Annotated in this window: 1 protein-coding gene; it reads right to left on the bottom strand. The window is 67.4% G+C overall.

Annotation, left to right across the window (positions count from 1 at the left end; genetic code table 11):
- Positions 1–63: 63 nt before the first annotated feature.
- Positions 64–12,453 carry a filamentous haemagglutinin family protein gene (locus tag RI032_RS18195; protein ID WP_322547440.1) on the bottom strand — a complete coding sequence of 4,130 codons (12,390 nt, stop codon included), beginning with the start codon at positions 12,451–12,453 and terminating at the stop codon, positions 64–66.
- Positions 12,454–12,619: the final 166 nt, after the last annotated feature.

The raw sequence follows: 12,619 nt of genomic DNA, 5'->3' as shown, positions 1-12,619 counted from the left end.
ATGGCGTGGATCTACACCGACCAAGGTGGGTGCCGACCGTGGGTCGGCACGGTTGCAGGCGCCCTACCGGCGCTGCGTGCCCTCATCGAGGCTGGCCTGCGGGAACTGGAAGGCACTGTTGGTGTCGTAACCGCTGTTGGCGGTGTTGCCGCGCGCCGGCGGGTTGATGCTGCTGGTACCGCTGCCGAAGCCGAGGATCTGCACGCTGATCACCGAGGGCTGGTTGCGCCGTGCGTCGTCCTGGCTCTTGCGCATCACGTCCTGTGCGGCCTGGCTGGCACTGTTGGCCGCCGCACTGGCCGAAGCCAGCGCATTGACGTTCACCGTGGCCAGCACCGGCAGGCCCTTGCTTTCACCCTGCACCTGGATGTTGGCGGCGTTGAGCACCTGCAGTGCGGCCAGGTTGATGTTGCCCGAGACGCGGATGCCCGCCTCGCCAGCGTCGATGGTGCCCAGCGGCGCGATCAGGTCGACGTCGCCCGGCGGGACTTCGGCAATCGGGTTCAATGTGGCGATGCCCGCGCCGCTGGCCGGCACCTGGGGGGACAGCACCACGTTGCCCCAGCTGTCGTAGACACGACGCGGCGGGGTATACACCAGCGTGGTGCGCGACCCGCGCCCCGCATTGATGTCACCCTGCTCGGACCAGGCCAGGATGTCGCCGCCAAAGGTGGTCATCACGCGCGAAAGGCCCAGCAGCACGCTGTCCTGGCTGAACAACCGGATATCGCCCTGCCCCTGGGTTACCAGACCTGCTGTCGACGGGGGCACGACGCCCTGCACGCCCACCACGATCTGCCCGCCCGGCGCCATCAGCTCGATGTTGCCGCCGGCCTGCGTGCGCACGCCGGAACCGCCATACATCACGATGTCGCCCGTACGCGTGAGGCTCGCCCCGTTGGCATTGCCGTCGGGCAACAGCGTGGCGATGGCTTCACGTCCTCGCAGGTAGGAGCCGGATCGAGGGCCGGCCGCGTCGTTGTACTCGCGCCCACCCTCGCGCAGTTCTGCGTAATAGACCTGGCGCAGGAAGATGCGCTGCTGTTCGCCCGGAAGCGCATCGAACGCAGCCAACGCACCGGCGCCGTCGACACTCATGCCGAACCGCTGCAGCAGCCACTGCTTCAACTCCTTGTCGTAGATCTTCACGACTTTTCCGGGCTGCGACGCCAGCGGCTGCGCCGGATCCGCCAGGCGCTCGGGCTGCAGATAGCGCGCGCGCAGAGCATCGAAATCGATGTTCTGGTTGCCCGCGGTCAACGACACGCTCGCACCCGGGCGGGTATCACCCTGGATCAGGCCGCCGGTGGTGGTCACGCTGCCCGCATCCTCGAAACGCAACTGCCGGCCAGCACTGATCTCCACGTTGCCAGGCCCGGCCACGCGCACCGTGCTGCGTACAACGTCACGTCCCGCCTGGACGACCGAAACATCGCTAGGCGAGTTGTTGAGCGCACCGATGCTCGAGACCAGGATGTCTCCGCCGGCCTTGACCCTGGCCGGCGAAGCCACATCGATCCAGTTCAGCTGGCTCCGCGTACCGGTAGGGTTGGCCAGCTGCCACTGGCTTCCGGTGCGCAGACCCACAATGTCACCCTTCACCGCATAGAAGCGGTTTGCCGCATTTTCGGCGCCGCGAACTCCACTGCCGAGCAGGGCATTGGGTCCAAATGCGAACAGTGGCAGCTGCGCCTGCGGATCCACCGTCACGCCGTCGGCAGACGCGTTCCCGATCACGGTGTTGCCCGCCACGGCGGTGTAGCCCGGTGCGAACGGCGATGGCAGGCGGACGTCTGCGCCGGAGCTGCTGATCTGGGCGCCCCGCGGCTGGCCCAGAATCGAGTCCATGGCCAGCACCTCCACAGTCCCATTGGCCGACGGCGCTGCCAGCAGCACGTCATACCCGGTTACCTGCGTGGTCTTCCCCAGGCGGATGCTGCCGCTGGCCGCCAGCAACCTCAGCTGCGACGGGTACAACCAGTAGCGCACGTCGCCGCCTTCCAGCAGCGGGAGCTGCTCGGCAAACAGTTCGCCGTTCACCAGCACCGGCCCGGTGGTGCCGGTCTGCTGTCCGGGTGCCAGATCACCCCCGGCTGCGATCAGATTCACCGCCGTATTGGCCGTCCACAGGGAGAACCAGCTGCTGGCCGCTGCGGTGCGCCCGTCTCCAAGCGCCAGGGCGTTGAAATTGGCGACCGGCACCCGGCCGGCGTCGGCCATACCCGCCAGCACCACATCGCCGCGCGCCTGCAGGGTCGCCACCGAGTCACCAAGGACCAGCACCGTCCCGCCCATCGCCTCGCCCATCTGGGCGCGGAACGGATCTTCCTGCCGCAGGCCCGCATAAGGGGCCACGTAGTGGCTCTCGTTCGTGGCGATGCCACCAATGCGCGCGGCCTCCACCTGCACATGCCCACGCAGGTTCACCAAGGTTCCGGCGAGGGGAAGATTCGGGGTGTTCGCCGCCGGCGACGTCGTCGTTGCCGCCAGGTTCGGGTTCAGCGCACCGCCCAGCCGCATCGACAGGTCACCACCACCGGTCAGGTGCAGCGTGCCGTCCGCATCCACGCGTCCGGTCGAACCGACAACCGCCACCACGCCATCCGAATGTCGGGCGCGACTGCTCATGGCGCCGAAGTTCTTCGTCGCACCGGCATTGCCTCCCGCTTCCAGCGTCAGGTTGCCGCCGCCCAGCGTTCCGAATCCCACGAAGCCGACCATGCGGGGGCCAGTCAGTGACGGGCGCGAGGTATAGGCACCGAAATTGATCCACCAGCTCGTGGCTGAGGACTTCGCTGCCGCACTGGCGTCGTTGCCCTGCCGCCACAGCCAGTTGCCCACCGCACCGGCCGCATAGCCGGCGACCTCGCCGAAGGAGCCGAGCGGTGTTTCGAAGCCGACTTCGCCTTCGGCATCCCACAGATCCCCGCGGATGTCTCGACCAGCGGAGATGGTCAGATTGCCTCCCTGGTCCGGATACCACGCCTGCCAGGCGCCAAGCGCTGCGTCGTAACGCGTGTCGAAGCGCGTCGGTCCCAGCAGATTGTCCTGGCCAGGCGCGGCCGCCCGTTGCGGGTTGAAGGCCGCGTCACGCCCATTGCCGAGCGAGGTCGGAGCACCGGCGGTGTACACGCCATAGCCCGACATCATGCGCACGTCACGCGCCGCCAGCAGCTGCAGATCACCCTTGCCGGTGCGCAGTACGCTCCACAACGGCGTGGCGGTCTTCGCGCCGTAAGTAGTCTTCTCGATCAGCTGGCCGCCACCGTAGCAGTAGCCAGCGCTGGCGCAGAATTCCGCCTCGGTCATCCCGAAGATCGCTGCGAACTCCTTGGCGGACATGCCCACCGCAGACTCGTCACCCTGCCAGTCCAGCGAACCCTGTTTGTCCACCAGCCGCGGCGCAGGCTCGCAGTAGGGGCCGAAGCTGCACAGATCTTCCTCGCTCAGGCCCAGTTCGGCGGCCGCATCCTTGATCGGGATGCCCGCACGCGATGCATCGCCCCACATGTCGATGGAGCCCTGCTCGCTGAACACCTTGTCACCCACCCACTCGCTGGTCTTGTGGACGGTCGTGATGGTGCCGTAGTGGCTGTCGGCCAACACCACGTCGCCATCTGCGCCGAGCCGGCGCAGGCGCGGGTCGGCTGCGGTCGTGTCGGCGCCGGCCACGGCCAACACGTCCCAGGAGGTTGTACCTTCCGGCAGCATCGGGGCCAACGCCCAGTTGCGCCCCTGCCTGCCGCTGGCATCGGCCGGACGCAGGTTCACCGGCTTTCCGTCGGCCAGCTTCACTGCTGTCATGGAAGGAATGAGCGAGCCAGGCGCCAGCGCGATCGCGCCGGACAATTCCATGGCCTCGGGCAGTGCCGCGCCCGCCGGCCACTGCTGCGCAGCCAGGGTTGCCTTGCTCGCGAGGCGGAAGCCTGCGCCGAGGCGGTCACCGGCAACCAGTTGCAGCGGCTGCTGCAGCAGCGTACCGGCGGCCAGAACCGTGCCGTCGGCGGTGGTTACCGCGGACGGCAACACCATGCCCGCCGGCAGCAGCAGGCGCCCACCCAGGCGCATTTCCGCCGGCAACACCGTGCCGGCAGGCAGATCGGTCTGTGCGAAAGGAATCGCATAGTTCAGGACAGCGCCCTTCGGGAAGCGCGTCCTGACCTGCAGCGTCACGCCATCGATGGGTACCACGATGTCGCCACCCAGCGGCGTGATGCGCGTGGTGTTGGTATCGGCGGTTTCGCCGAGCAGCCAACCCGCCTCATCCGGGCTGGCCGGCGGCGGCGCAAAGCCGTCGTTGATGCTGCCATAGATGTTGATGTCACCTGCAGCACGCAGCACCATTGCGGCCGACTCGCCAAAGCCCCGACGTGTAGGATCACTGCGGTTGGCCTGCGGGCCGTACCGGTAACCGGAAAGATCCAGATCGCCGCGAACGGTCAGGCTGCCGCGGGGATTGTCGCTGGACACCTGGCCGACGATCTCCACGCCGGGTCGCAGGCGCACCTTGCCCAGCGCGCCCAGGCGCGCGCCCAGGTCGGCATTGCCAAGGGCTGCATTCATCCAGGCCTGGTTATGCGGATCGACCACGCTGTCCAGCCACTGCTGGGTGATCTGTTGCGGCCGCTGGCCATTGACGTCGGGTGTCAGCGCCAAGGGCGCATCGGTGTACCGGCGGAAGGCGTTGACCAGCACGTCGCGCGCGCCCATGACCTCAACACCCGCCTCGGCGCGCACGGCCGCGTCGTCAGCGCCACGACGCGGCACATTGAGAGTGAAGGTTCCGCGTGCCACACCGTCATTCTGGCCCGGCGCCGCACCTGTCGGCACCGCTGTACCGCTGCGTAGATCCACCCGCGCACTGCTACCCAGCACCACCTCGCCTTCGCCACTGGTCAACTCCACCTGAGCGCGGTTGGTGCTGTCGATGATCTTGCCGTAGCTGTCCACGCGCAGACCGGTGCCATGCGCATCCAGCTCCGCGTCCACCTGCAGGCGGTCACGTGCCGACAGGCGGATGCTGCCCACCTGCTCGCCACTGGCATCGATGCGTCCGCTCACCCGCAGGCTGCCGCCATCGAGGCTCAGTGCCACGTTGCGAGCCTTCACCGTGTCGGTCACGGTCAGGTCACCCTGCTTGAGCTGGAAGCTGCGCGTACCAAAGAAGCCGCCCTCGTCTAACTGGCGGTTGAGTGCGGAGAAATCGCCCAGGTGTTGTGCGCGCAGCAACAGCTCGCCGCTGTCATACGGTACTGTGCTGCCCCCCACTGCCAGCCGCCCACTCGCGCTACCGCGCAGCGTTCCGGCCAGTTCGACCCGACCCGCGCCTTCACCCAGAGCATTGACACTGATCCGGCCGCCGCGGTTGTTCAGCGCCGACACATCGATGCGCGACCCGGCTGCGGCCAGCACATCACCCTGCTCGGCGGTCAGTTCAACGTCGCCACCCCAACTGTACTTGTCGAGGTCGTCCATGCGCACCCGGCGACCCGCCACATCGACAACGGCATTGCCGCCGAGCGTCAGATTGCCGGTCGCCGTCGCCTGCAGACGACCCGATGCAAGGGCCAGCGTCGAGTCGATCAGGATGTTGCGCGCCTGCAGGTCCAGTTCGGCACCGAGCAGATCGTTGCTCGCAGTGTGGCCGGCTCCGCTGATTCGGAGATCGCCACCGGTGCGCACCTGCAGGCGACCACCGGCCGCGCCGGTCAGCAGCGGCGCCTGGATGTCCAACGCACCGCCGCTGTACTGCCAGCCGCTGCCCGCCTGGTATGCGCCCTGGGCCTGATAGACATCCAGCCCGCCCTTGCCGGCAAACTGCACCTGCTCGGACGCGCGCAGTGTCACGCCATCGAAGCCGAGGATCTGGCGGTTCGCCGGCACTTCCGAATTGGGTCGCGTGTAGGGCGCGCGCCCCAGGATCAACGAACGGGTACTGATCTCCAGCAGGCCATGGCCAAGACGATCAACCATCGGCGCTCCCGGCCCCTGCGGCGTACTGTCGGTGAAATTCGTCGTCAGTGCCTGGGTGCCATCCCACACCAGCGTGTCGGCGAAGATGCGGGCCTGATCGCCGGCGCTGCCATAGCCATGAATGGCCGGCGCACCCAGTACCAGCTCGCGCAGGCTGCTGTTGCCTGTGGCCGGATTGCGCGTATCCAGGTCGACGTTTCCGAACACGTTGATGGAATCACGTGCCGTCAGGCTCAGCGTTTCCAGCGCCGGCGTACCTGCCGCCGTATTGCCACGCAGCAGCTGCTGCAACGTCTGCTGGTTCAGTGCCAGCCCCTGCGGAAGCGCCCCTTGAAGCGCCGCCGCCTGCAGCGCGGTGGCATCACCGAGGTTGATGGATGTCATCGAAAGCCCCAACCGGCGCGTTCCGTAACTGACGTTGTCGCGGAGCTGGAAGCCGCCCTCGGTGCTGGCGTTGATGCTGCCTTCGGACAGCAATCGGGTCTGCCCGCTGCAGCTTCCGCTCTGACAGGCACCGATGTCGATCGCAACCTGGGCCCCGGCTCCGCCCGACAGCAGATTGGTCTGCCCATTGGAGACCGCAAGCAGGCCGACGTTCGCATCCAGCATCATCAGGTAGCCATCGGTTGCATCGTAGGCCGGGCGGCCACGACCCACGGAGCTGATCGTCGCACCCTGCTCAACGACGATGCCGGCCCCTCCAGTGCCGGTGCCCAGCAGCACTTCGGGCGCCAGCAGCGATGCGCCAGAGCGTACGAGCACACCCTTGCCCGGTGCCGAAACGTTGAGCGTCCCCAACAGGCTGTCGTTGGGGCGAAGCGTGACGCCGACCATCAAGCGCGATGGCTGCAGCGCCGTCAGCGCGTCGGCGAACAACGCCGCTCCACTGGTTGAGACTGCACGCTGACCCACTGCCAGGATCTCCAGCGGGCCGCTGCTGGTCACCACGGACACCGTACCGCCGAAACCCTTGCTTCCAGCAGCCGCAGCAAACCGCGTAGCGCCCTGCATCCGCAGCGCGCTTTCCGCCGCCAGCCCCGCGCCTGCACCCAGGTTCAGCTGCAGGGTGCCCGCATCCACCGACTGCAGGCCCCGCGCCACACCGCGCCTGCTCGCATCATCCAACACAAACTGGTTGTAGCTGGTTTCGTTGTAACCGGAATGTCGGCGCACCACCTCCGCCGGTGTCAGCAGCAGATCCGTCCAGAGCGGCGATGCCGATGCACCAAGGCCCTGCGCCTGCTGTCCACTCACCCGCCAGGACCCGGTGCCGGTTGCGGTGGCACCCGCCTGGCGGGTGCCCTGCGCGCCCAGCTCCACCCGGAACGCGCCAGGCTGCAGTGCATAGGAAGCCGGCAGCAAGGTATAGGTGCCCGCAGCGAGCCCGGGGACGCCTTCAGGAACGGTGATGCGCTGGCCGATGGCCGGATCGCTGCTGCCATCAGACAGGCCCAGCGGCGCGACCTGGCCACCATGGGTGGGAACGATGGCGTAGACCCCATTGCTGCTGGCACTGAAGGTATAGGCGGGGTTCGCCTCCGCCAGCGCGTGCCTGCGCACATCCACCGAACCGCCGCGGCCACTGATGAAGCCGGCACCGGTCAGCTCGCCGCCACCGGAGAGATCCAGCAGCGCGCCGTCGGCGATGTCGATCGTGTTGCCGACCAGATTGATGCCCGCCGCCGCTGCGCTGTTGATCATGCCGATCAGGCCAGGGGTGAAGTCGTTGCCGTCGACGCGCCAGCGCTGGCCGTCGACCGTTCCCCCGAAAGGAACACTCAGGCCAGCCGCACTGCTCGACGTCACACTGCCGGGCAGCAGGTCGATACGGGAACCGGCCCCTTGCGGGCCCATGCCGCCAAGTGTGAGCTGGCCCAGTGGCGCACGCACCACCCCGCCCTGCTCGACCTTGGCCGCCACCAGTGCCAGCGTACCGAACACCGAATCGGCCACGGCCGGCACGGCCCCGCTGGCATGGATGCGCAGTATGCCGTTGGCGTCGGTCCAGTCATTGCGACCGCCCAGCACATCGTAGATCGAGACCGCGATGCGCCCCTTGGTGCCTGCAACGGGATAGATCTGCGCCGCCGTGATGTCCATGCTGGACGCGCCAAGCAGCTGCGTGTCGAAGAAATTGCTGTTGCCACTGACCTTGGCAAGCAGGCGCAGGTCGCCCTCGCTGGCGAGATTCACATTGCCGAATGCGGAAAGATCGACGGTGTCACGCACCTCCAGCAGCTGCGTCGATGCCGTGAAGGCATGGCCCTGTGCATCGGCACGTGGCGCGCGCGGCGCAACGAAGGGATTGTTGGAGGTCTCACGGAACCAGCGCGCCTGCGCCAGGCGAAGGTAGGGGGCCTGGATATGCAGGCCGGTTCCCGTCGCGCTGCCTTCGGCCATGCCCATCGCCGCGTCACTCAGGCCGTACAGGCGTACGCTCTGGCCGAGGCGCAGATCCACATCGCCCTGCGCGCGCAGGTCGGCAAACAGCGAGAGGTGATCGAAGCCACCAGATTGGACCTGTGCCGCCGAGAGCTGGGCGCGCCCGAACTGCAGGGCTGCCGGGCCAGCCTGGTTGGCGCCGCCATCCTGCTGCACCAGCGTGATCGCACGCGGCCCGATTTCAGCGGCACCTGTGGCGGCGCCAGGTTCGTATAGCCCGCCACCGAACGCGATGCCCAGCGTGCCGCCCTGGGCACCCGCGCCACCGGCGGCGGCCTTCATGGTGCCATCCAGGTAAAGGCCATTGGCCGAGCGCAGGCTGATCGTGCCGCCGTTGCTGGCAACGGTCTGGTCACCCCTGCCCTGCACGGTGAGCGTCTCGCGGGCGCCCGATGCATCCAGCACGGCGCCGCGCTCGATCACCACGAACGCATCAGGCGGGCGGTTCTCCAGTCCGTCCCGCGACTCCCAGTCCAGAGTGCCACCGATGCCGATGCTGCCACCTGCGTGCACAAGGCCCTGGTAGCGACCGCTGACGTCCCGCTCGGCATGACTGTCACCTGACACATCCAGCACCGCACCACTGCCGATGCGGTAGGTCAGTGGCACGCCCCCCATCTGGTAGCGCTGCAGACGGTCACGCACGTCATCCAGCAGGATGCTGCCGCCACGGGCAATCAACGCGCCGGCCACATCCAGGTTGCCGGCACCGCGCAGTTCGATGGACTGCCCGGCATCCACCTGGACCACAGCGCCCTCACCAATGCGGACATCGCCACCGGTGGTGTTGCGCTGGGACCGCAGCAGCACGCTGGCACCACGGCGCTGCGTCACCTCACCCGTGGCCGGCTGGGCTTCATACAGCGGGGCCGTCCAGGTCTGCAGCCCTTCATCGGCGGAGGCTGCGCCGGCCGCGCCCTCGCGCACCCGCAGGCTCGGTGCCAGCACGTCCAGCCGCGTTCCTTCGGCGACGTCCAACCCGTCATGGCCATTGATGTCGTAGCGGCTGAAGCCGCTGCGCAACAACGTTGGAGACAGCCACAGGCTGCCGTCGTCACGTGCGCTGTCTGCCAGTACGACATGGCCACCGCTCGCCAGCTGAAGCGTACCGGCGCCACTGCTGCCCAATCCGCTCAGGTGTCCTGCCAGCTGCAGGCGTCCACTGCCATTGGTGCTTACCTGGCTGCTGTCCGCCAGCAATGCGATGTCGCCGCCCTTGCCACCGGTCACCTTGCCGTTCAGATCAACGCTGCCACCGCCATCGACACGGATACGGCTGCCCGCCGCGACGATCACGTCGTGGCTGCTCTCGATCTGGACACGGCCTCCATGGATCCACGGACGCGCGCTTCCGGCAGCCTCGTCCAGGCGTTGGTTGGCCCAGCGGCCATCGAGGTCGACTGCCGCCTCCGCACCCAGCGTGATCACCCCACGTCCGTTGGCCTGCACCACCTGCATCCTGCCGGTGGCATCGGCGAGGAGGTTGCTGGCCGTCAGGGTTCCGCTGGCGATGCGCAGCGAGCCATTGATGTCCACGCGCCCTGCCACCAGGTTCAGCTGCCCACCGTCGGCCAGCGACAGGGCGTTGTCCAGTGTGATGCTGCGCGAGGTGGCCAGATCCAGCCGTCCCCATTGCTGCGCGCTCAGCTGCTCGGCATCCAGCCACACGGTATTGCGCCGGCTTTCGTCCAACGCGCCCTGCAGGCTCCAGCTGCCTGTGGCCGCAGCAGGTTTGCCGATACGCACCTGCGAATCGAACACGGCGTTGCGGCCGCTGCCATCGAAACGTCCAAGCCAGAGCTGTGCGCCCCGCGCCACTGCTGTCTGCGACTGCGCATAGCCATCACTGTTGTTGCCGGGCGCACGGACCTGCCGCGAACCATTGAACACCGCCGTATCCACCTGTCCTTCCAGGACCGCCGTGGGCGCCGAGACCAGCAACCGGCCAGCATCGCGCCCCACCGTATATCCGTTCTCGTAGCGCGATTCCGCACCAATCAGCGGGTTGCGCCAGGCCTCGGTGATGCCCCACCGCGCCTGCTCCACCTCGTAGCCGCGATACAGGCCGGCAAATCCACGATCGGCCGGCGCGTCATCGAGCAGGTAGAGCTGGCCATCGTTGCCACGCAACCAGCTTTGCCTGATCGTGCCGCTGGCGACGTCCAGGCTGCCGCCGGAGAGGTTGATGCGGGAACCGCTACTGCTGATCACTTCGCTGGCGGCCAATTGCACGGTGCCACCCTGCGCCGCCCATTCGCCGATCGAATGCCCCTGGTTGCCCAGATAGCCGCCCACTTCCAGCAAACCACCGGCGGCGTACCAGCGCTCACCTTCGTTGCCGCCGGTTCCAGCGGGGAGCTGGACCAGTCCGCGGCGATCGACCCACACCTTGCTGCTTGTCAGCTTGCCGCTGTCACGGTTGTCCGGCGCATCGCGCAGCTCATTGCCCTGCACGTTGATTTCCAGCTGATTGCTTTCCATCGCAACGTTCACGCCGGTGGCGCCGGACACATCCAGCCGCGCTCCGTCGGCCAGCAGTGCACGCTGCTGCGCATCCACCACCACCTGTCCACCCGTCGCCAGCGTCAGCGATCCACGCTGGGCTTCCACGGTTCCGCCCGACACGATTTCCACACGCGACTGATCACGGCGATCCTGCAGGCGGGACAGGTTGTCGAACGCCCCCTGCGCGACCGTGCTGCGCACCGTGTCCTGCAGCGTCGACTGCTCCAGCAGTGCCTGGCGCTGGCTGTCCAATGCCGTCGTCTTACCGTCGTCCTCCAGCAGGATCGCCGTGGTCGACCCTTCGGCGAGGGTGACGCTGCTCTTCCTGTCAGCAGCGGAGGTCAACAGATGAATGGTGCCACGCTGGTTCAGCGTACTGGTCGCCACCACCACGCCTGCCTGCTGCACCGTGCGCCCGGCCAGGGTGACGTCACCTTCGCGCGCTTGGATCAAGCCGCTGTTGCGGACATCACCTGCAGTACTACCCGCCACGAAGCGGGGTGCAATCTCATTTCCCCCCGTGGTGGAGGACGTATTCTGGGCCGTGCCGACACCGCGACGGATCACGAAACTGTCGCCGGCGGCGAGCTGCGCCTGACCCTTGCGCGTATCGATCTGTCCCGCATTCTCCACGCTGCGGCCGGCCAGCAGTACATAGCCACCGCCACGCGTGGCCGTGGTGGGCTCGTGCGTGGCGATGCGAGCACCGCGCTCGACCATCACCTTGCCGAAGGCGTCGGTAAGCGCATCCGAACTCGCATTGACGCTGTACAGGCCCTGCTCGTTGAACTGCGTATCACTGATGCGTGCAGCGGCAGCCAACAGATTGCGGACGTTCACCTGGCTGTTGTTGCCAAAGACAACACCATTGCGGTTGGCCACGAAGACGGTGCCATCCGCCTTGAGCTGACCCAGGATCTGGCTGGGGCGCGCATTGGGATCATTGACGCGGTTGAGCACTGCCCATTCCGGGTTCTGCACGAAGCTCAACGTGGTATTGCCACCCACGTTGAAGGTTTCCCAGTTGAGGATGGCCTTGTCGGCGGTCTGCTCGATGCCGACCAGTACGCGACCGTCGCTGCCCTGCGACTGACTGGCCTGCCGCGCATTGATCCAGCCTCGGGTCAACGGATTCTCATCAACCTTCAGGCCGTCCTTGCCAAGCCCGTCGGCAACCACGAAGCCGGCGTCACGCCGCACCTGGCGGGCCTGTTCCTGCAGCCGTTGCTGCAGCGCGATGGCCTGCGCAGCGGTGCCCAGGTTGTCGATCGACTGCTGCAGTTTCTGCCGCGCGGCGTCCTGCTGCTGCGCGGGCAACTGGAACTGGATGGGTACGCCATTGGGCATCCGTCCACTCTGTGCAGCCGCACCCTGCGCCGCGCCACGGTCGGCAAACCAGCCCGGGCTGAACGCCTGCTGGGCTTGGCTGGCCGGCGCCACTGCCGTACCCAGCGCAACAGCGACAGCCCACGCCATGGGGTGGTTGCGGCGCGATGTGGATGGGCGGAGTACGGTCGTGAGCGGGTGCGACATCGGAACCTCGTCAACCTGGTTGGGTGGCCGCCGTCGCGGCGCTGTCTGGAAGGTGGGCGTCACTCGCCCTATCCCTGTTAGACGGGATCGAGGGCGTGAAGCCGACATCAAGAAAGCAAAGTGCGGGCGCCGGAACGCAGAAGGCGCCGGCATTGCTGCCGGCGCC

It is taken from the genome of Stenotrophomonas geniculata (genome assembly GCF_034508895.1).
GTDB classification, from domain to species: domain Bacteria; phylum Pseudomonadota; class Gammaproteobacteria; order Xanthomonadales; family Xanthomonadaceae; genus Stenotrophomonas; species Stenotrophomonas geniculata.
Note: the sequence above shows the minus strand (reverse complement) of the source record. Positions and strands in the feature narration are given on the sequence as shown.

Bases quoted from the DNA above. Each gene is read 5' to 3' on its own strand.
- RI032_RS18195 (WP_322547440.1), bottom strand. From the start codon at position 12,453: ATGTCGCACCCGCTCACGACCGTACTCCGCCCATCCACATCGCGCCGC.